The sequence below is a fragment of the Enterobacter cloacae complex sp. IR5412 genome, from assembly GCF_049237385.1.
Taxonomy (GTDB): domain Bacteria; phylum Pseudomonadota; class Gammaproteobacteria; order Enterobacterales; family Enterobacteriaceae; genus Enterobacter; species Enterobacter intestinihominis.
Genome location: NZ_JBMKHQ010000001.1, coordinates 145,584 through 167,078, shown reverse-complemented (window position 1 = coordinate 167,078; position 21,495 = coordinate 145,584). Strand labels below are relative to the sequence as shown.

The window sequence follows — 21,495 nt, the reverse complement described above, 5'->3', positions numbered from 1 at the left end:
AGCGTGAGCATGGATATTACCGATTTTTACCAGACATTTTTTGATGAAGCCGACGAATTGTTGGCCGATATGGAGCAACATTTGCTGGATCTGGTGCCCGAGGCACCGGACTCAGAACAGCTCAACGCCATCTTCCGTGCGGCGCATTCCATTAAAGGCGGAGCCGGAACGTTTGGATTTACCATTTTGCAGGAAACGACCCATTTAATGGAAAACCTGCTGGATGAAGCACGACGCGGTGAGATGCAGCTCAATACCGACATTATCAACCTGTTTTTGGAAACGAAAGATATTATGCAGGAACAGCTCGACGCCTATAAAAGTTCGGCAGAGCCTGATGCCGCCAGCTTTGAATACATCTGCAACGCGCTGCGTCAGTTAGCGCTGGAAGCCAAAGGTGAGGCGTCTGCGCCCGTTGTCCCTGCGGCAAAACTGAGCGTTGTTGACGCCGCGGCCAGACCAGACAGTGCGCCTGATGCGCCCGCAGGAAAATTGCGCGTAGTGCTGTCACGGCTGAAAGAGAACGAGGTCAACCTGCTGGAAGAGGAGCTGGGTAACCTGGCGACGCTCAGCAACGTGGTGAAGGGTAAAGACAGCCTGGCCGCGACGCTCGACGGCGGGATCGGTCAGGATGACATTGTGGCGGTGCTGTGCTTCGTGATTGAAGCGGATCAAATTGCGTTTGAAACCGAGGCGGCGGCCGTTGAAGTGCCCGCGCCGGCAGAAATTGCCCCTGCGGTAGTTGCCGCTTCCCCTGCACTGAAAGCCGTGCCCAAAGAGACGGCCGCCCCGGCCCGCGGTGAAAAACCGGCGGCGCGCTCCAGCGAGTCAACGAGCATTCGCGTGGCGGTGGAGAAAGTGGATCAGCTGATCAACCTGGTGGGTGAACTGGTGATCACCCAGTCGATGCTGGCCCAGCGCTCCAACGAGCTGGACCCGGTGACCCACGGCGATCTCATCACCAGCATGGGCCAGTTACAACGTAACGCCCGCGATTTGCAGGAATCGGTGATGTCCATCCGCATGATGCCGATGGAATATGTCTTCAGCCGCTTCCCGCGCCTGGTGCGCGACCTGGCCAGCAAGCTCAACAAACAGATCGAACTCACGCTGATGGGCAGCTCCACCGAGCTGGATAAGAGCCTGATTGAACGCATTATCGACCCGTTAACGCACCTGGTGCGTAACAGCCTCGACCACGGCATTGAGCTGCCGGAAAACCGCGTGGCAGCCGGAAAATCGCCAGTGGGCAACCTGGTCCTGTCAGCAGAACATCAGGGCGGCAACATCTGCATCGAAGTGACCGATGACGGCGCAGGCCTGAACCGCGAGCGCATTCTGGCGAAGGCGATTTCGCAGGGCATGGCGGTCAACGAAAACATGACTGACGAAGAAGTGGGCATGCTGATTTTTGCCCCGGGCTTCTCAACCGCAGAGCAGGTCACCGACGTTTCCGGCCGCGGCGTGGGCATGGACGTGGTGAAACGTAACATTCAGGAGATGGGCGGTCACGTTGAGATCCAGTCTAAGCAGGGCGCGGGCACCACGATCCGTATCCTGCTGCCGCTGACGCTGGCCATTCTTGACGGCATGTCCGTTAAAGTGGCGGACGAAGTCTTTATTCTGCCGCTGAACGCGGTGATGGAATCCCTCCAGCCGCGCGAAGAAGATCTGCATCCGCTGGCGGGCGGCGAGCGCGTGCTCGAAGTGCGCGGCGAGTACCTGCCGCTGGTGGAACTGTGGAAAGTGTTCGAAGTGGACGGGGCAAAAACCGAGGCCACGCAGGGTATCGTTGTGATCCTGCAAAGCGCCGGACGCCGCTACGCGCTGCTGGTCGATCAGCTGATTGGTCAGCATCAGGTGGTGGTTAAGAACCTGGAAAGTAACTACCGCAAAGTGCCGGGGATCTCTGCTGCCACCATCCTGGGTGATGGTAGCGTCGCGCTGATCGTCGATGTATCGGCACTTCAGGGATTAAATCGTGAACAACGTGTGGCGAACACAGCCGCCTGATTAAGTAAAAGGTAATAACATGACCGGTATGAGTAACGTAACGAAACTGGCGGGCGAGCCATCTGGGCAGGAATTCCTGGTTTTCACTTTAGGTGATGAAGAGTACGGTATCGACATCCTGAAAGTGCAGGAAATTCGCGGGTACGATCAGGTAACGCGCATCGCGAATACGCCAGCGTTTATCAAGGGTGTGACCAACCTGCGCGGTGTGATTGTGCCTATCGTGGATCTGCGCGTGAAGTTCAGCCAGGGCGATGTGGAGTACAACGATAACACGGTGGTGATTGTTCTGAATCTGGGGCAGCGCGTGGTGGGGATTGTGGTGGACGGCGTGTCAGATGTGCTGTCGCTGACCGCCGATCAAATCCGTCCTGCGCCGGAGTTTGCGGTCACGCTGTCGACGGAATACCTGACGGGGCTGGGTGCGCTCGGCGAGCGTATGCTGATTCTGGTGAATATTGAGAAGCTGCTGAACAGCGAAGAGATGGCGCTGCTCGATATTGCGGCGAATCACGTGGCATAAAATAATGCCGGGTGGCGGCTTCGCCTTACCCGGCCTACAAATGGCTCCAACACGTAGGCCGGGTACGCGTCAGCGCCACCCGGCTCTTATGTATCTTTACGCCTCCTGCTCCACCAGCTCAGCCTCAACTTCCCGCGCCCCTTCATTCTGCGACAGCATCGCCGTCGCAATCCCGTTCCCCAGCACGTTAATGGCCGATCTCCCCATATCCAGGAAATGATCAATCCCCATCAGCAGCAGGATCCCGGCCACCGGAATATTAAAGCTCGGAATGGTTGCCGCCAGCACCACCAGCGACGAGCGCGGTACGCCCGCAATGCCCTTCGAGGCCAGCATCAGCGTTAACATCAGCACCGTCACCTCGGTAAAACTCAGGTGAATGTTGTACGCCTGGGCAATAAACATTGAGGCGAACGAGCAGTACACCATGGAGCCGACCAGGTTAAACGAGTAGCCGATCGGCAGGACGAAAGAGGCGATATTCCGTGAACAACCAAAGCGCGCTAACTGCTCCAGCGTTTTAGGGTATGCCGCTTCAGAGCTGCTGGTGGTAAACGCCACCAGCACCGGATCTTTCAGCATCGCCACCAGACGGAAAATCTCTTTCTTCAGTACCATGTAACCCACGGCCAGCAATACCAGACAGGTCAGGAGGATCGCCACATAATAACCGCCAATAAACGAGGCATAGTTCAGCAAAATGCCCAGCCCCTGGGTGGCAATGACGGACGAAATCGCCGCGAAAATGGCCAGCGGCGCAACGTACATCACGTAGCCCGTCACCTTCAGCATTATGTGGGATACCACATCCAGCGCCGCGACCAGCGGGGCGTTGAATTTTTGGCCCAGTGACGCGCCGCCAATGCCGAAGAACATCGAGAAGACCACAATTTGCAGGATCTCATTGTTGGCCATCGCGCCGGCAATGCTGGTTGGAATGGTGTGTGACAGAAAGGCTTTCAGCGACATCCCGCTCACGGCCAGGCCGGTATCAACCGTCTCTGTCGGAATGCTCAGGTTCAGACCGCTGCCGGGTTGTTCAAGGGTAACAATAAACAGCCCCACCAGAATGGAAAGTACGGATGAGCTGATAAACCACACCATCGCTTTACCCCCGACACGCCCAATCGTCGACGTTTCACCTAGCCTCATAATGCCCACCGTCAGGGTGCTGAACACCAGCGGGGCTATCACCATCTTGATCAGCCGCAGGAAAATATCGGTCAGCAGGGTGATGTTCTCCGACCAGGCCTGTATCGCGTCGGACGAAGCATACTCATGGATCGCCGCACCGGAAAGAATGCCCGCCAGCATGAAAATCACGATGAAGAGCGTGAGTTTGTTTGCACTTGCCACAAAAAGATCCTCTATGCGCTAAAAGAGTTTCCTGCGTCAATGCATACAAAATTTTTATTTAAGCGCAGGAAAATATTCGGGGCATAAATTGAAGTAAAGCTGCGTGAGTTACAACTTGTTTTTAATTTTTATGAAATTCGTTGTTTTTATCATGACGATATATTGTGACTCAGATCACACTGCAGGCGATATATCCTCAAGTTAAGCAAGAATAATGCCCATTTTTTTTTGCTAACCCTTTGTAATGTTTGTTAATAACCTGTTAATTCGAGCGGGGTTGCCCTCTTTTTGATGAAAGTGGTTGAAGTGCTAACCATAAACTAAATTCTCTGTAACCGCGCCGGGGAATGTTTAAGCGGGGCTAACATACTGAACAGTATGAATAAAATATGGCAAGCGAACCTATATTTCTTCTGGAGGGTGGTAAATGAAAAGAAAACTTCTTTTTATCTGCGCGGGCACGCTGCTGACGGCGGCAACGGTCGGTCAGGCTCTCGCGGTCACCAGTAGCGGCACTATCGGCGCGACGTTGACGCTGACCAACGGCTGCTTGATCAACGGCTCGCCAACGCAAAACGGCATTAACTTCGGGACGCTCGATTTCGGCACTCATCCTGCAACATTCTCCACCCTGACAACCCAGTTAACCGGTGCCAGCGGAGGAAACACCTTTACCATTCAATGTACCACTGCCAGTTACACGGTGGCGATCACCGGCAACACCAACGCTACCGCACCCGGAACCGTTGTCGGCACCCCAGGTACGCCGGGCCGCTATCTGGTCAACACCGCCAATGCGGCGCAGGGCGTTGCCTACAGCCTGTTCAGCGATAGCGGTTACAACAACGTGGTTGCGAACAATGCCGCGTTGCCGGTCGCCTCTACTGCGGGTGGGGTGGATAGCTACACCCTCTACGCACGCATTACGGGCGGCGGCAATAGCGTAACGGTCGTACCGGGAACCTATACCGACACGATTAACGTCAGCGTCACCTACTGATTCAGCCATGAAGGCATTGTTATGTCTGCGCGACAGCGCAGAGGGCGTCGTGCACCCTTTTTTAACCCTGTTGGTCGGGCTGATGTTGATCCCAGACGCCGGGGCGGTGACGTCTCAGTCATTCAGGGTGAGCGCGACGGTTGTGCCTGGATGCTCGGTGAGCACCGGCACCGGCGGGCGTTTCGGTACGCTGAATTTCGGGACCCGCAGCGGCGTGGAGAGCGCACCGGTCAGCACCAGCTTTGTTGCCGACGGCGCGTTGTCCATCGCCTGCACACCGGGTGTGGCGCTAAGTATGAGCATTAATGGCGGTCAGAATTATAGCTCTGTGCGGCGGATGACGCGTTCAGGCGGGACAGAGGTGGTCGGTTACCGGCTCTACAGCAGCAGCTCTCTGGCCGCAAACAGTGAAATTGGGGTTAACCAGGCAATACCGATTACCTATACCAACAGCAATAACATCGCGCTGCCTCTTTTTGGCGTCGCGCTTTTGACCGGGTTTAGCCCGTCAGGAACGTATTCAGATCAACTCACCGTGACCTTGTCATGGTAGGAAAGGGAGAGCATTGATGAAGCCATTTTTCAGGCGGTCAGGCCTGTTGAGTCTGTTGGGGATAACGGCCCTTACAGCGGTTAAGGCGCAAGCAGCCGCAACCATTCTTCTTTGGCCTATCGATCCGTGGCTTTCGGCAGACGCCAGAGCAACTGAATTGTGGATCCAGAATCAGGGCAACAGCGCCACGACAATGCAGATACGCATTGTGCGCTGGAAACAGGAGGGCGGATATGAGCGTTACACCGCCCAGCAGGATGTGGTCGCCAGCCCGCCGATCGTGACTATCGCTAAGGGCAGTAAACAGCTTATTCGCCTGATTAAGCAGGGGACGATCCCGTCCGGCGTCGAGCAAGCCTACCGCATCATTGTGGATGAGATTCCCCAGCCGGATGCAAAAGCGGAACCGTCTATGGGCCTCAAACTGCAAATGCGCTATTCCATTCCCTTATTTGTTTATGGACAGGGGATCCCCACCCTCAACGAAGGAGAGCATCACGCGCTGGCGAACACTCAGCAGCTCAACTGGCGGGTCATTCAGGAGGAGGGGAAACCCGCGCTTGAGGTCCGCAATCAGGGGAACGTTCACGTCAGGCTCAGCCAGGTTGCGGTTGAGCAGGGCGGGCAAAAACGCACGGTTGCCGAGGGGCTGCTGGGTTATGTGCTGCCAGGCAGCACCCGAAGCTGGCCGCTTCCGGCAGGGATTTATCAGCCGAATCGGATGAGCGCGCAAATTAATGCCAGGGATACGCAATGGCAATCGACGCCCGTCAACTGAAACCGGCGACGACAGTTTACCGCCGCCGCCGGACGCGCGGACGATGAACGGCGAAGCTGTATTCCAGCTCGCCCTGGTGCTGAACCACTATGACACGGGTCTGGTGGTGCCGGTGACGCAGCGCGAGGGCGCCTGGTTTATTTCAGGAGCGGATTTGCTTCGCGCCGGACTGCCGCAGGATCATGTGCCTGCCGGAGAGGTGAACCTTTCAACGCTCTCATCGGTACGCGTAGAGTATGACAGCAGCGCCCAGCGGCTCATGCTGACGGTCCCCCGGGACTGGGTTGCGGCGCGGATCACGTCGTTTAGCGGTCAGAGCGCGCAAAGCAAGCCGCATTATGGCCGGGGCGCGCTGCTCAACTACGACGTTTATACCAACCATACCGAACACACGGGCGGCCAGGCGTCGGTGTGGCATGAGTTCCGCTATTTCAACGAAGACTATTCGTTTTCTTCGACAGGGTACGCCCGACAGAATTTCGCCGGAAGCAGCGGGCAGCAGGAAGGATACGTGCGCTATGACTCAACCCTGCTGATCACCAACGAGGAGGATGCCACCACCTGGACCGTCGGGGACGTCATCAGCGATGCGCTGAGCTGGAGCACCAGCGTGCGGATGGGCGGGATCAGCTACGGGCGCGACTTCTCCCTGCGTCCGGATCTGGTGACCTGGCCGCTGCCGGCGTTTTCCGGTGAGGCGGCCGTCCCGACCTCGGTCGATCTCTTTATTAATGGCTACCGTTCCGGCTCCACCCGCCTTCAGCCGGGGCCGTTTACCCTCACTAATCTGCCGTACATCAACGGCGCAGGGGATGCGGTACTGGTCACCACCGACGCGCTGGGACGTCAGGTGAGCACCACGCTGCCGTTTTATGTCAGCAGCGATCTGCTGAAGCAGGGGTTAAGCGACGGCGCCGTGACGCTGGGCAGCCTGCGGCGCAACTACGGTATAGAGAATTTTGACTATGGCCCGGCGGCGGGCAGCGGATCGTATCGCTACGGGGTGACCGACTGGCTGACGCTGGAGGGGCATGCGGAAGGGGCGGAGTCGCTGGCGCTCGGCGGCGCGGGCACGGTGCTGAAGCTCGGGCGTTTTGGCGTGGTGAATACGTCTTATACCCAAAGCCGGATGCGCGGCGACGAAGGGGGCCAGATGAACTGGGGCTATCAGTACAGCACCAGCGAGTTTAGCGTAGCGACCCAGCATACCCGACGCGACCGCGGCTTCGGCAACCTCGCCCTGTACGATCAGCCCACCGTTTATGATGAATATGATAACCCCGTTGCCAGCCTGAGCCGCAATACCGACCAGTACTCCTTAACCTTTAACCTCGGTGATTACGGCAATATCGGTGCGGCGTGGATCGGCGTGGAGAGTTTTGACAGCCGGAAAACCGAGCTGCTCAACCTCTCCTGGAGCCGAAATCTGTGGCGCTCAAGCAGTATTTACCTGGCGGCCAGCCGTGACCAGCAGCGGGACGACTGGACGGTTGCGCTGTCGTTGCAGGTCCCTCTGGGCGAACGTGACAGCGCCGCCGTTACCTTTGAAAACACGCCTGACGCAGGCAGCACTCAACGCATTAACTACAACCACTCGATGCCGTCTGACGGCGGCTTTAGCTGGAACATGGCCTGGGCCAACCAGTCGCGGTCGAGTAACTATCAACAGGCCACGCTCGGCTGGCGGAACAACAATGTTGAGCTTCAGGGCGGCGGCTACGGTGAGAAGGGGATGATGACCTGGTGGGGGGAGGCGATGGGCTCTGTCGTCCTGATGGACGGTGAGCTGTTTGCGGCGAACAAAATCAACGATGCGTTTGTGGTGATCAGCACCGACGGACATCCGGACGTACCCGTCAGCTACGAGAACCAGCCGGTTGGTAAAACCAATAATAAAGGTTATCTGCTGGTCAGCGGCGTTTCCGCCTATTACCCGGCGAGCTACCGCATTGATACCCTAAACTTACCTGCGGATACCCGGCTGAAAGAGACCGAGCGTCGGGTGGCGATTCGTCGGCATAACGGTTATCTGGTGGATTTCCCGATGGAGCAGGAGCGGGTTGCCAGCGTGATCCTGCATGACGCGCAGGGCAATGCGATCCCGGTGGGAAGCCAGGTCAAACGCGCGTCCCGCAGTAGCGCGGTTGTTGGCTACGACGGCCTCGCCTGGCTGGAAAACCTCAACGATGTGAATCCTCTGGAGGTCATCACCCCGGACGGTAAACGCTGTATGGCAACGTTGAACGTGGGCGCAAATCCCGAGCATAAGCTGCAAACCTACGGTCCGCTGACCTGCCGGGAGGCGCCGTGAAACGCCTGATGATAGCCATACTGCTGCTGTTCTCGGGCAGCGGCTGGGCGGCCTGCACCGTCAGTACGGTGAACGCCTCGTTTGGCAGCGTCACCTCATTCGCCCTGAGCAGTACGGGGGAGGTGCAAACCACCGGCACGCTGGTGGTGTCCTGCGATACTGTTCTCAACCTGCTAACCAACGACTCGGTGACGCTGACCTACACCTCGGCGTCGATAGCCGCCAACAGCCGCGCCACCATGAAACGTACCGATAATGCGGCCATCGCGGACGTTATCCCCACGCGCCTGTGCGGTGCCACTGGCTGCGGCGGAAACAGTGAAGTACAAATCAGCAAAACCTATACCTGGAATGGCAACACCCTGCTCGGGCTGCTGGGGTCAAGGCGCTACAACATTCCGCTTTATTTCCGTACTGTGCCGGGGCAGAACGTCACGGCCGGGCCGTACCAGGTGTTGTTAACGTTCAGCATCAACTACAACGTGTGCGCCGTTGGCGCGGGCGGGCTATGCCTGACCCCGCAAACCGGCACGGCAACTACCTCCATTCTCCTCAACATGACCGTCACCAACGATTGCAGCACGATGACCACGCCGGACGTGAATTTTAACAGCGCGCCGCTGGTGCAAAATTTTCCCACCGTTTCGCAGTCGATCGCCGTCACCTGCACCAAGGGCAGCACCTACACCATAGGCATTAATAATGGAGCAAACGCCCTGAACAACGTTCGTCGTATGGTTAGCGGCAGCAATTTTATGAGTTACGACATCTATAAAGAGGCGACCAGCAACCGCTGGGGCGGCAGTGGCAGCGAGCGCTGGGCCAGCGCCAGCTCATCCCAGGTCAGTACCGACGGGCTTTTACGCACCTATAACTACAGCGCTAAGGTCCTGACCAGCCAGGCCACGCCGCCTGCCGGAACCTACACCGACACGCTGATCGTTGACGTCGCGTTCTGACTCCCCGCGCTTTTCCCTTTCGCAAATGTAAAGTTCCCGTGGCCCCTGCCGATAACACCGTTAATCAATCGATGAGAAGGTGTTGTATGTTGAACCGTATCCGCGTTGTCACAATGCTTATGATGGTGCTGGTCATTTTCGCACTTCTTCAGCTTATTTCTGGCGGCCTCTTTTTCTCCTCGTTAAAACAGAACCAGGACAGCTTCGCGGCCTCGAACGACTTGCGGATGCAGCAAAGCGAACTGACCACGACCTGGGATCTGATGTTGCAGACTCGTATCAATCTGAGCCGCTCGTCTGCCCGCATGATGATGGATCCGAACAACCAGCAGAGCAGCGCAAAAACGGAACTGCTGAAGAATGCGCGCGCCACCCTGGTAGACGCGGCGAAACATTACGAGGCCTTCAAAAAAATCGCCCCTCAGCCCGCAATGGCGCAGGCGAGCGCGAACATAGATGAAAAATATCAGGCCTACTTCGCCGGCCTCACGGAGCTGGTGCAGTTCCTGGAGAAGGGCAATATGGATGCCTATTTCGCGCAGCCGACCCAGGGCATGCAGAACGCACTCGGCGCGGCGCTCGGCGAGTACGCCAAAGCCAGCGGCGAGCTTTATCACTCCGCCTTTACGCAAAGCCAGAACGACTACCGTTTCGCGAAATGGCAGATGGCGGTGCTCGCCCTCGCGCTGGTTATCGTGCTGGTGGCCGTGTGGTACGGCATTCGTCATATCCTTCTTAACCCGCTTGGCCGCGTCATTGCCCATATCCGCGATATTGGCCGGGGCGATCTCACGAAAACGCTGACCGTTTCTGGTCGCAACGAGATCACCGAGCTGGCGACCAGCGTCGACCATATGCAGCGTTCGCTGATTGATACCGTCGCCAACGTGCGCGAGGGGGCGGATGCCATCTATACCGGCACGAGTGAAATCGCGATGGGCAACAACGATCTCTCGTCCCGTACCGAACAGCAGGCGTCCGCTCTGGAAGAGACGGCGGCCAGCATGGAGCAGCTCACCGCGACCGTGAAGCAGAATGCCGACAACGCCCGTCAGGCGTCGCAGCTTGCAGAAAGCGCGTCCGACACCGCCCAGCGCGGCGGTCGGGTGGTCGACGGCGTGGTGAAAACCATGCATGACATTGCCGACAGCTCGAAGAAAATCGCCGATATCATCAGCGTTATCGACGGCATCGCCTTCCAGACCAACATTCTCGCGCTGAACGCGGCCGTTGAAGCGGCGCGTGCGGGCGAGCAGGGACGTGGGTTTGCCGTGGTCGCTGGCGAAGTACGTAACCTCGCCAGCCGCAGCGCCAATGCGGCGAAAGAGATCAAAGCCCTGATTGAAGACTCTGTTTCACGCGTGGATACCGGCTCGGTGCTGGTGGAAAGTGCGGGTGAAACCATGAATGACATCGTGAATGCCGTGACGCGCGTGACGGACATCATGGGTGAAATCGCCTCTGCATCGGATGAGCAGAGTCGTGGTATTGACCAGGTCGCTCTGGCGGTATCGGAAATGGATCGTGTGACGCAGCAAAACGCCGCCCTGGTGCAGGAGTCCGCTGCCGCGGCCGCTGCGCTTGAGGATCAGGCGAGCCGCCTGAAAATGGCCGTCTCGGCGTTCCGTCTTACTTCAAAAACAACAAATACGGTCAGCTCGCGGTCGGCGTACAGCGAAGCAACCCCGGCGCCCGTGACAAAACCTACGCGCGCAGCGGTGACCGGACAAGATGAAAACTGGGAAACATTTTGACTGACAATTAAACCGCGGCTGCTTGCCGCTTGATGGGAGCGTGGATGTTAAATCGTATTCGTATCTCGACCACACTGTTTTTGATTCTGATCCTGTGTGGGGTTTTGCAGGTTGGCAGTAACGGGTTGTCTTTCTGGGCGTTTCGCGATGGCTATCAGAATTTGCAGGAAGTTGAGACGAGCAATCAGCAGCGCTCCGCACTGGCACAAACGCGTGCCGTGCTGTTGCAGGCAAGCACTGCGCTGAACAAAGCAGGGACGTTAACCGCGCTGAGTTATCCGCCGGATGATATTAAGGCGCTGATGGTCGTGGCCCGCAACAGCCTGAAGCAGGCCGACGCGCAGTTTAAGGCGTTTACGGCGCAGGAGGCGGTGAGTGAGAAAGAGAAAACGCTGAAGGTCGCCATGAAAAAGAACTTTGATGTGTGGTACGGCGATCTCGACCATCAGGCGACGTGGCTGGAGAACAACCAGCTCTCTGACTTCCTGACCGCGCCGGTGCAGGCGTCTCAGGCGGCATTTGACGACAGCTTTAACGCATGGCAGCAGGATATTAACCAGTTTGTGGCGCGTGCCGGTGCGGACAGCCGTACCAGCTACCGCATGTCAGGGGTGATTTTCCTGACCATGGTGATCCTGGCCGCCCTGCTGACCGGCGGCTCGCTGTGGTGGTCGCGCAAAATGATCGTCCAGCCGCTGGCGATCGTCAGCAGCCACTTCGACAGTATGGCGAAGGGCGACCTGGCGCGTCCGGTGGCCGTGTATGGCAGGAATGAAATATCAGCGATTTTCGCCAGCCTGAAGGCGATGCAGAGTTCGCTGCGGGAAACGGTAAGCAATGTTCGTCAGGGCAGTTACGCCATGCATACCGGGATCTCCGAAATTGCGGCAGGCAATAACGACCTCTCATCCCGCACCGAACAACAGGCGGCATCGCTGGCGCAGACGGCGGCCAGCATGGAGCAACTGACCGCGACGGTAAGCCAGAACGCCGATAACGCGCGTCAGGCGTCCGACTTGTCAAAACAGGCGGCGATGACGGCGAAACGTGGGGGCGACCAGGCTTCTCACGTCGCCAGCACGATGCAGCAGATTGCCGCCAGCTCGCAGAAAATTGGCGACATTATCAGCGTCATCGACGGTATCGCGTTCCAGACCAATATTCTGGCGCTGAACGCGGCCGTTGAAGCGGCGCGTGCCGGAGAGCAGGGGCGCGGGTTCGCGGTGGTTGCCGGTGAAGTCCGAAACCTCGCCAGTCGCAGCGCCAACGCGGCGAAAGAGATCAAAGGGCTGATAGAAGAGTCGGTCTCCCGCGTTCAGCAGGGCTCCGCGCTGGTGGATACCGCCGCGCAGACCATGCACGAGATTGTCACCTCCGTGACGCGGGTTAACGACATTATGGGCGAGATTGCCTCGGCGTCTGATGAACAACGCCGTGGTATTGAGCAGGTGGCGCAGGCCGTTACACAGATGGATCAGGTTACGCAGCAGAACGCCTCACTGGTGGAAGAGGCGGCGGCGGCTACCGATCAGCTGGCAAACCAGGCGGATCACCTTACCGGGTTGGTCGCCGTATTTAATGTGAAAGAGCACGTTGAAGCAGTAACAGAAGTCGGACGGTCACAGGCCGTACCCGTTGTATCCTGAATGTGATTGAGAAGGCGCTATGACATCACCCATGCCCTCAGGGCAAACGTCATTATTGTTGCAGATGACACAGCGCCTCGCGCTGTCCGACGCGCATTTTCGTCGGATATGTCAGTTAATCTACCAGCGTGCGGGGATCGTGCTTGCGGACCATAAGCGAGACATGGTCTACAACCGGCTGGTGCGGCGCTTGCGCACGCTGGGGCTGGATGATTTTGGCCGCTATCTGAGCATGCTCGAAGCGAACCAGAACAGCGCCGAATGGCAGGCATTTATCAACTCATTAACCACCAACCTGACCGCGTTTTTCCGCGAGGCGCATCACTTCCCGGTGCTGGCGGAACACGCCCGTCGCCGTAGCGGAGAGTATCGCGTCTGGAGCGCGGCAGCCTCTACCGGGGAAGAGCCGTACTCGCTGGCCATCACCCTTGCAGACACCCTGGGAATGGCGCCGGGCCGCTGGAAAGTGTACGCCAGCGACATCGACACCGAAGTGCTGGAAAAAGCCCGTAACGGCGTTTATCGCCAGGATGAACTAAAAACGCTGTCTCCTCAGCAGCTACAGCGTTACTTCATGCGCGGTACCGGCCCGCATGAAGGACTGGTGCGCGTACGCCAGGAGCTGGCGAACTGCGTGGAATTTGCTCCCGTTAATTTACTGGATAAGCAGTACAACGTGCCGGGGCCATTCGACGCCATTTTTTGCCGTAACGTGATGATCTATTTTGATAAAACGACGCAACAGGACATTCTGCGTCGCTTTGTTCCGTTGCTCAAGCCTGACGGTTTACTGTTTGCCGGGCACTCGGAAAACTTCAGCAACCTCGTGCGTGAGTTTAGCCTGCGTGGGCAAACGGTTTATGCGCTGAGTAAGGAAAAAGCATGAGTAAAATCAGGGTATTGTCTGTCGATGATTCGGCGCTGATGCGTCAGATCATGACCGAAATCATCAATAGCCACAGCGATATGGAGATGGTGGCAACAGCGCCCGATCCGCTGGTCGCGCGGGATTTAATCAAAAAATATAACCCCGACGTGCTGACGCTGGATGTCGAAATGCCACGCATGGATGGCATCGATTTCCTGGAAAAATTAATGCGCCTGCGCCCGATGCCGGTGGTGATGGTCTCTTCCCTGACCGGGAAAGGCTCGGAGATAACCCTGCGCGCGCTGGAGCTGGGGGCGGTGGATTTTGTCACCAAGCCGCAGCTCGGCATTCGCGAGGGGATGCTGGCGTACAGCGAGATGATCGCCGAGAAAATCCGTACCGCGTCGCGCGCAAAACTGGCGGCCCACAAGCCGATGGCCGCGCCGGCAACCCTGAAGGCCGGACCGTTACTCAGCTCGGAAAAACTGCTGGTCATTGGGGCGTCAACCGGAGGAACAGAGGCAATTCGCCATGTACTCCAGCCATTGCCGCTCTCAAGCCCGGGTATCCTGATTACGCAACATATGCCGCCGGGCTTTACCCGCTCATTCGCGGAGCGCCTGAATAAGCTGTGCCAGATCAGCGTGAAAGAGGCGGAAGACGGCGAGCGCGTGCTGCCAGGTCACGCGTATATCGCCCCGGGTGACAAACATATGGAGCTGGCGCGCAGCGGGGCGAACTATCAAATCAAAATTCATGACGGGCCGCCGGTTAACCGGCACCGTCCGTCGGTGGATGTGCTGTTTCATTCGGTGGCGAAACATGCGGGGCGCAACGCCGTGGGGGTGATCCTGACGGGGATGGGCAACGACGGCGCCGCCGGAATGCTCGCGATGCACCAGGCTGGCGCCTGGACGATTGCGCAGAATGAAGCAAGTTGTGTGGTGTTCGGCATGCCGCGCGAGGCCATCAATATGGGTGGCGTAAGCGAAGTGGTCGATCTTAGCCAGGTAAGCCAGCAGATGCTGGCGAAAATCAGTGCCGGACAGGCAATACGTATTTGACTCAGGAGTATTATTTTATGGCGGATAAAGAGCTTAAGTTTTTGGTTGTGGATGACTTTTCCACCATGCGTCGCATTGTGCGCAACCTGCTAAAAGAGCTAGGCTTCAACAACGTTGAAGAAGCAGAAGACGGGGTGGATGCGCTGAACAAACTCCAGGCTGGCGGGTTTGGTTTTGTGATTTCCGACTGGAACATGCCGAACATGGACGGTCTCGAACTGCTGAAAACCATCCGCGCGGATGCAGGCATGGCCTCTCTGCCGGTGCTGATGGTGACCGCAGAAGCGAAGAAAGAGAACATTATTGCCGCTGCACAGGCGGGCGCAAGCGGCTACGTGGTGAAGCCATTCACCGCGGCGACTCTGGAAGAGAAGCTCGGGAAGATCTTCGAGAAACTCGGCATGTGAGGTGATGGAAATGTTGCAACCTGCTATGAAACCCGTTGAAGAACATTCGCCGAGCGACATTATTGCCCGTATTGGTAGCCTGACCCGCATGCTGCGCGACAGCCTCCGTGAGCTGGGGCTGGACCAGGCTATCGCCGAAGCGGCGGAAGCCATCCCCGACGCGCGCGACCGTCTGGACTACGTGGTGCAGATGACCGCGCAGGCGGCCGAGCGAGCGCTGAACAGCGTTGAGGCGTCACAGCCGCACCAGGATGCGATGGAGAAGGGGGCGAAAGCGCTGACCCAACGCTGGGATGAGTGGTTTGAGAACCCCATTGAGCTGGCGGATGCCCGCGAACTGGTAACGGACACCCGTCAGTTCCTGGGCGATGTGCCAGGACACACCAGCTTCACCAATGCGCAACTGCTGGACATCATGATGGCGCAGGATTTCCAGGACCTCACCGGCCAGGTGATCAAGCGCATGATGGATGTGATTCAGGAGATTGAACGTCAGCTGTTGATGGTGCTGCTGGAAAATATTCCGGAACCGGCTGCCCGACCAAAACGCGAGAACGAAAGCCTGCTCAATGGTCCACAGCTTGACACCAGCAAAGCGGGCGTGGTGGCAAGCCAGGATCAGGTGGACGATCTGCTGGACAGTCTTGGTTTCTGATTGCCCTTCTGCCTCAGGCTGTGAACGCGGCCTGAGGTGGTTCAGAACAAAAACAGCGAAAAGAGCCCGAATAAACGGGCTTTTCCCGCCATTGGATTTTCTCTGCGCTGGCATGATACCCGTGAATTAATGGGCTGCGAGCAGGCACAGTGGCAGAAGAGAACGACGACAAAACAGAAGCCCCCACACCCCACCGACTTGAAAAAGCCCGTGAGGATGGGCAGATCCCCCGATCCCGAGAGCTGACCTCCCTGCTGATCCTGGTGGTGGGCGTCTGCATAATCTGGTGGGGCGGGGAGATGCTTGCCCGCAGACTGGCGGGAATGCTCTCTGCTGGCTTACGTTTTGATCACAGCATGGTCAATGACCCCAATCTGATCCTCATTCAGATCATCAACCTGGTAAAAAGCGCCATGATCGCTCTGCTGCCGTTGATTGCCGGGGTGGTCATCGTGGCTCTTGTTTCGCCGGTCATGCTCGGTGGCCTGGTGTTCAGCGGTAAATCGCTGCAACCGAAATTCTCCAAGCTCAACCCGCTACCCGGTATTGCGAAAATGTTTTCAGCTCAAACCGGGGCTGAGCTTCTTAAAGCGATCCTGAAATCGCTTCTTATGGGCAGTGCTGCCGGGTTTTTTCTGTGGCACCACTGGCCGGAGATGATGCGTCTGATCAGTGAATCCCCCATGACGGCGATGAAGAATGCCCTGAACCTGGTCGGATTAGGCTCGCTGCTGGTGGTTCTCAGCATTATTCCGATGGTGGCGTTCGACGTTATCTTCCAGATCTTTTCCCATATCAAGAAGCTGCGAATGTCGCGTCAGGATATTCGCGATGAATATAAACAGATGGAAGGCGACCCGCACGTCAAGGGCCGTATCCGCCAGATGCAACGTGCTGCCGCGCGTCGTCGCATGATGGAAGATGTGCCGAAAGCCGATGTGATTGTCACTAACCCGACCCACTACTCCGTGGCGCTTCAGTACGACGAAAACAAAATGAGCGCACCGAAAGTGGTGGCGAAAGGGGCCGGGCTGATTGCGCTGCGCATTCGTGAAATCGCGACGGAAAACCGCGTACCGATCCTTGAAGCACCGCCATTAGCCCGTGCGCTGTATCGCCACGCGGAAATTGGACAACAGATCCCGGGCCAGCTCTACGCCGCTGTCGCAGAGGTGCTGGCCTGGGTGTGGCAACTGAAACGCTGGCGTTTAGCGGGCGGTCAACGACCTGTAAAACCTGAGAACCTTCCGGTGCCTGAAGCACTGGATTTTTTGAACGAGAAGGACACTGATGGCTAATCTGGTGGCAATGTTGCGCCTGCCCGGCAACCTGAAATCGACGCAATGGCAGATCCTTGCCGGACCGATTCTGATCCTGCTAATTCTGTCGATGATGGTGCTGCCGTTACCGGCATTTATCCTCGACCTGCTTTTCACCTTCAACATTGCGTTGTCCATCATGGTGCTGCTGGTGGCGATGTTCACCCAGCGCACGCTGGAGTTCGCCGCGTTTCCAACGATCCTGCTGTTCACCACGCTGCTGCGCCTCGCGCTGAACGTTGCCTCCACGCGTATCATCCTGATGGAAGGGCACACCGGCGCGGCGGCGGCGGGAAAGGTGGTCGAAGCCTTCGGTCACTTCCTGGTGGGCGGCAACTTCGCCATCGGTATCGTGGTGTTCGTCATTCTGGTGATAATCAACTTCATGGTTATCACTAAAGGGGCGGGGCGTATCGCAGAAGTGGGCGCGCGCTTCGTGCTCGACGGGATGCCGGGCAAGCAGATGGCAATCGACGCCGACCTGAATGCCGGGCTGATTGCGGAAGATGAAGCAAAAAAACGCCGTGCCGAAGTGACCCAGGAGGCAGATTTCTACGGCTCCATGGACGGTGCGAGTAAGTTTGTGCGCGGTGACGCCATCGCGGGCATTCTGATCATGGTGATTAACGTCGTCGGCGGCCTGCTCGTCGGCGTGCTGCAACACGGCATGGACATGGGCCACGCAGCCGAAAGCTATACGCTGCTGACCATTGGTGATGGTCTGGTGGCGCAGATCCCGGCACTGGTGATCTCCACCGCGGCGGGCGTAATTGTGACCCGCGTCAGCACCGATCAGGATGTAGGCGAGCAGATGGTGGGGCAGTTGTTCAGCAACCCGCGCGTTATGCTGCTCTCCGCGGCGGTACTGGGCCTGCTCGGTATGGTGCCGGGCATGCCAAACCTGGTATTCCTGCTGTTCACTGCCGCGCTGCTGGGCCTTGCCTGGTGGATGCGTGGCCGCGAAACGCAGCCTAAGGCAGAGCCAGCGCCGGTCAAAATGCCTGAGAACACCCAGGCGGTGGAAGCCACCTGGAACGACGTTCAGCTCGAAGATTCGCTGGGGATGGAAGTGGGGTACCGCCTTATCCCGATGGTGGACTTCCAGCAGGATGGCGAACTGCTTGGCCGTATCCGCAGCATTCGTAAAAAATTCGCCCAGGACATGGGCTTCCTGCCGCCGGTGGTGCATATCCGGGACAATATGGATCTCCCGCCCGCACGCTATCGCATCCTGATGAAAGGGGTGGAAATCGGCAGCGGTGATGCGTACCCCGGCCGCTGGCTGGCGATTAACCCTGGCACGGCCGCAGGCACGTTGCCGGGTGAGCAGACGACCGACCCGGCCTTTGGTCTGGCGGCCATCTGGATTGAGAGCGCCCTGAAAGAGCAGGCGCAGATCCAGGGTTACACGGTTGTTGAGGCCAGTACCGTGGTCGCGACGCACCTCAACCATCTGATTGGCCAGTTCTCCGCGGAACTGTTTGGACGTCAGGAGGCGCAGCAGCTGCTTGACCGCGTAACGCAGGAGATGCCGAAGCTGACCGAAGATTTGGTGCCGGGCGTGCTGACCTTAACCACCCTGCACAAAGTGCTGCAAAATCTGCTCGATGAGAAGGTGCCGATCCGCGATATGCGCACCATTCTGGAAACACTGGCCGAGCATGCGCCGCTCCAGAGCGATCCACATGAGCTGACGGCGGTGGTGCGCGTGGCGCTCGGGCGCGCCATAACCCAGCAATGGTTCCCGGGAACCGGCGAAGTGCAGGTGATTGGCCTGGACACGCCGCTGGAACGTCTGCTGCTTCAGGCCCTACAGGGCGGTGGCGGGCTGGAGCCGGGTCTGGCGGACAGATTGCTGGCGCAAACCCAGGAGGCGCTGGCGCGTCAGGAGATGTTGGGCGCGCCGCCGGTGCTGCTGGTGAATCATGCGCTGCGTCCGTTGCTGTCGCGCTTCCTGCGCCGGAGCCTGAACCAGCTGGTGGTGCTGTCGAATATGGAGCTGTCCGATAACCGCAATATTCGCATGACGGCGACCATAGGAGGGAAATAATGCGTAAGTGGCTGTGGATCTTATTTTTCCCGCTGGCGGTGCAGGCCGCAGGCGAGGGGGCATGGCAGGCCAGCAGTATCGGCTTAACGCTCAACCATCGGGGGGAGTCGATCTCCTCCCGTCCGCTGTCAGCCTCTGAGCCCGTCTCCGGGCAGATGACGCTGGTGGCCTGGAATTACACCCTGACGGGACCCACACCGGCCGGGTTGCGGGTGCGGCTGTGCTCGCTGACCCGCTGCGCGGAAATCGAGGGCCAAAGTGGCATCACCCAGGCCTTCAACGGGGTGTCTGCTCAGGAACCTTTACGCTTTATCTGGGAAGTGCCAGGCGGCGGACGTCTGATCCCGGCGCTGAGGGTTCAGCGCAACGAGGTGCTCGTCAACTACCGCTAACTGCCCGCCTTTTCGCCAGTCTTCAGGCATTTCTGAAGGCTGGCTCGCAAAATTGACCTTCCCTTTTGATACAAAAGAAACGCTGTTTTATAAATCAGTGACACGCGTATTGACACTCTTTGCATTTTTGCCATTCACCACCCTGAGATGGCAGAAACAGAAAGGTTTCACCAGGTCGATACTTTTACTGTAGCCGTGTAAAAACTCCCGGACGAGGTTTGCTTACAGGGAGTCTCCCAAAACTGATTAGGGTTGACGGCAATGAAAACACGTAAAATTGGACTCGCAAATTATCTTGCTTACGGTTCAGGGGACTTCCTCGGAGCGGGGACTACCGCCCTGACGGCCGCCTGGCTTTTGTATTTTTATACGACCTTCTGTGGACTCACACCGATTGAAGCAACCTTTATCTTCGCCGCCGCAAGGGTGCTGGATGCGGTTGTCAGTCCGTTAATGGGCTTCTTAACCGATAATTTTGGTACCACCTGGCTGGGTAAGCGTTTTGGCCGGCGTAAGTTCTTCATCCTGCTCGGTATTCCCTGCGTTTTCAGCTACTCGCTGATGTGGGTAGGGGACATGAGTTTCTGGTATTACCTGCTGACGTATCTGATCTTTGATATTGTTTACACCATGATTCTGGTGCCGTATGAAACGCTGGTGCCGGAAATGACTGACGATTTCAAACAAAAAACCAAATTCTCCGGGGCGCGTATCTCCATGGCCCAGATGTCAGCCATTCTGGCCTCCTTTCTGCCGGGGATCCTGCTCACGCATTTCGGCAAAGACAACGCGATCTCCTTCTTCTATGCAAGCCTGGTCTTCTCCGTACTTTGCGCGCTGATGCTTACTTTCGTCTGGTTCTTCACCTGGGAGCGTCCGCGGGAAGAGTGGTCTGAAGCAGCCCTGCGCGCTGAAGAAGAGAAGAAAAAGCTGACCCTGGGACAGAGCCTGAATCGTCTTTTTGTCGAATTAAGTTCGACGCTGCGTATCAAGATTTTCCGCCAGCATCTGGGCATGTATCTCGGCGGCTATATTGCCCAGGATGTGTTCAACGCCGTATTCACCTATTACGTGGTGTTTGTGCTGATGCAGGAAGCATCCATGGCGTCCAACCTGCTGGGCACGATGGCCATCTTCCAGTTCCTCGCCGTGATTGGCATGATCCCGCTGTGCATTCGCTTCGGACCTGCGCCGTCTTACCGCATGGTGGTCGTGCTGTTTGGCCTGGCCTCGCTCTCTTACGCGGTGCTTTATTACGCGGGCCTGAGCGACGTTTACGCTCTGCTGCTGCTGATCTCTGCGGTTGCCGGTCTTGGCCGCGGGGGTATCAACTACGTACCGTGGAATACCTACACCTACATTGCTGACGTGGACGAAGTGATCACCGGTCAGCGTCGCGAAGGGATCTTCGCGGGCATCATGACGCTGACCCGTAAAGCGTCCCAGGCCGGTGCGGTAATGCTGGTGGGGATCGTGATGCAGATGTCTGGCTTTGTCAGCGGTCAAAAAGTGCAGCCTGCGGAAGTGAGCCACACTATCCTGATGATCCTGAGCGTCGGCACCATTCTGGTACTGTTCTGCGGCTTCCTGGTCTCCCTGCGCTTCAAACTCAATTTGCAGACCCACAGCACCCTGCGTGAAGAGACCGCGAAAATGCGCGAGTCCGGCCATGCGATGCCGGAGGCGGCGACCCCGCAGGCCCGCGCCACCGTGGAGATGCTGGTCGGTATGCCGTATGAATCCCTGTGGGGCAACAACAATATCGGTTACCTGAATCGCAACAAGCCGGCGGCCCCTTCACTGAAGGATCGTGCGGTACTGAATTCGACATACAACAGAGGTTAAGA

At 57.7% G+C, this 21,495-nt stretch carries 18 protein-coding genes; 17 read left to right on the top strand and 1 reads right to left on the bottom strand.

Going from position 1 to position 21,495, the window contains the following annotated elements:
• Window positions 1-3 precede the first annotated feature (3 nt).
• Together cheA and cheW are read left to right on the top strand one after the other, a co-directional pair.
• A complete protein-coding gene (gene cheA / locus ACOTX2_RS00790; RefSeq protein ID WP_063147770.1) occupies window positions 4-2,013 on the top strand; it encodes a chemotaxis protein CheA in 2,010 nt (669 codons plus the stop codon).
• A gap of 19 nt (window positions 2,014-2,032) precedes the next feature.
• Complete coding sequence (cheW, locus tag ACOTX2_RS00785) at window positions 2,033-2,536, top strand: chemotaxis protein CheW (protein ID WP_003859699.1); 504 nt, start codon at window positions 2,033-2,035, stop codon at window positions 2,534-2,536.
• A 96-nt stretch (window positions 2,537-2,632) separates the two neighbouring features.
• Here cheW and ACOTX2_RS00780 read toward each other — a convergent pair whose 3' ends face one another.
• Window positions 2,633-3,892: a dicarboxylate/amino acid:cation symporter gene (locus tag ACOTX2_RS00780; RefSeq protein ID WP_023300461.1), complete on the bottom strand. Its 1,260-nt coding sequence runs from the start codon at window positions 3,890-3,892 to the stop codon at window positions 2,633-2,635.
• Window positions 3,893-4,319: 427 nt separating this feature from the next.
• Here ACOTX2_RS00780 and ACOTX2_RS00775 point away from each other — a divergent pair, with 427 nt between their 5' ends.
• The 15 genes from ACOTX2_RS00775 (at window position 4,320) to ACOTX2_RS00705 (ending at window position 21,493) form a co-directional block, all read left to right on the top strand.
• On the top strand, window positions 4,320-4,892 hold the full coding sequence (locus tag ACOTX2_RS00775) for a spore coat protein U domain-containing protein (RefSeq protein ID WP_022648508.1): 573 nt from the start codon (window positions 4,320-4,322) through the stop codon (window positions 4,890-4,892).
• Window positions 4,893-4,899: 7 nt separating this feature from the next.
• Window positions 4,900-5,445, top strand: coding sequence for a Csu type fimbrial protein (locus ACOTX2_RS00770; RefSeq protein WP_022648507.1), 546 nt, complete (start codon window positions 4,900-4,902; stop codon window positions 5,443-5,445).
• 16 nt (window positions 5,446-5,461) lie between these two features.
• Window positions 5,462-6,223, top strand: a complete 762-nt coding sequence (locus tag ACOTX2_RS00765; RefSeq protein WP_023300459.1) for a fimbrial biogenesis chaperone — start codon at window positions 5,462-5,464, stop codon at window positions 6,221-6,223.
• The gene (locus ACOTX2_RS00760) at window positions 6,183-8,534 is read left to right on the top strand and encodes a fimbria/pilus outer membrane usher protein (protein WP_063843761.1); all 2,352 of its coding nucleotides are present in this window, start codon (window positions 6,183-6,185) and stop codon (window positions 8,532-8,534) included. Before ACOTX2_RS00765 ends, ACOTX2_RS00760 begins: the two co-directional genes overlap by 41 nt.
• On the top strand, window positions 8,531-9,493 hold the full coding sequence (locus tag ACOTX2_RS00755) for a Csu type fimbrial protein (RefSeq protein WP_063147773.1): 963 nt from the start codon (window positions 8,531-8,533) through the stop codon (window positions 9,491-9,493). Before ACOTX2_RS00760 ends, ACOTX2_RS00755 begins: the two co-directional genes overlap by 4 nt.
• Before the next feature lie 86 nt (window positions 9,494-9,579).
• On the top strand, window positions 9,580-11,247 hold the full coding sequence (gene tar / locus ACOTX2_RS00750) for a methyl-accepting chemotaxis protein II (RefSeq protein WP_063147774.1): 1,668 nt from the start codon (window positions 9,580-9,582) through the stop codon (window positions 11,245-11,247).
• A gap of 44 nt (window positions 11,248-11,291) precedes the next feature.
• Window positions 11,292-12,893 (top strand): methyl-accepting chemotaxis protein IV, encoded by a 1,602-nt coding sequence (gene tap / locus ACOTX2_RS00745; protein ID WP_063147775.1) that lies wholly within the window; start codon window positions 11,292-11,294, stop codon window positions 12,891-12,893.
• A 19-nt stretch (window positions 12,894-12,912) separates the two neighbouring features.
• Window positions 12,913-13,779: a protein-glutamate O-methyltransferase CheR gene (gene cheR, locus ACOTX2_RS00740; protein ID WP_017384409.1), complete on the top strand. Its 867-nt coding sequence runs from the start codon at window positions 12,913-12,915 to the stop codon at window positions 13,777-13,779.
• On the top strand, window positions 13,776-14,825 hold the full coding sequence (locus ACOTX2_RS00735; protein WP_014884341.1) for a protein-glutamate methylesterase/protein-glutamine glutaminase: 1,050 nt from the start codon (window positions 13,776-13,778) through the stop codon (window positions 14,823-14,825). Before cheR ends, ACOTX2_RS00735 begins: the two co-directional genes overlap by 4 nt.
• Before the next feature lie 17 nt (window positions 14,826-14,842).
• Window positions 14,843-15,232 (top strand): chemotaxis response regulator CheY, encoded by a 390-nt coding sequence (gene cheY / locus ACOTX2_RS00730; RefSeq protein WP_000763862.1) that lies wholly within the window; start codon window positions 14,843-14,845, stop codon window positions 15,230-15,232.
• A 10-nt stretch (window positions 15,233-15,242) separates the two neighbouring features.
• Window positions 15,243-15,887, top strand: coding sequence for a protein phosphatase CheZ (cheZ, locus tag ACOTX2_RS00725; RefSeq protein WP_022648501.1), 645 nt, complete (start codon window positions 15,243-15,245; stop codon window positions 15,885-15,887).
• A 149-nt stretch (window positions 15,888-16,036) separates the two neighbouring features.
• Window positions 16,037-17,185 (top strand): flagellar biosynthesis protein FlhB, encoded by a 1,149-nt coding sequence (flhB, locus tag ACOTX2_RS00720; RefSeq protein ID WP_022648500.1) that lies wholly within the window; start codon window positions 16,037-16,039, stop codon window positions 17,183-17,185.
• Window positions 17,178-19,256 carry a flagellar biosynthesis protein FlhA gene (flhA, locus tag ACOTX2_RS00715; RefSeq protein WP_003859723.1) on the top strand — a complete coding sequence of 693 codons (2,079 nt, stop codon included), beginning with the start codon at window positions 17,178-17,180 and terminating at the stop codon, window positions 19,254-19,256. The genes flhB and flhA overlap by 8 nt, the downstream gene beginning before the upstream one ends.
• On the top strand, window positions 19,256-19,648 hold the full coding sequence (flhE, locus tag ACOTX2_RS00710; RefSeq protein WP_063147776.1) for a flagellar protein FlhE: 393 nt from the start codon (window positions 19,256-19,258) through the stop codon (window positions 19,646-19,648). Before flhA ends, flhE begins: the two co-directional genes overlap by 1 nt.
• A gap of 261 nt (window positions 19,649-19,909) precedes the next feature.
• Window positions 19,910-21,493, top strand: a complete 1,584-nt coding sequence (locus ACOTX2_RS00705; protein ID WP_100148666.1) for an MFS transporter — start codon at window positions 19,910-19,912, stop codon at window positions 21,491-21,493.
• Window positions 21,494-21,495: the final 2 nt, after the last annotated feature.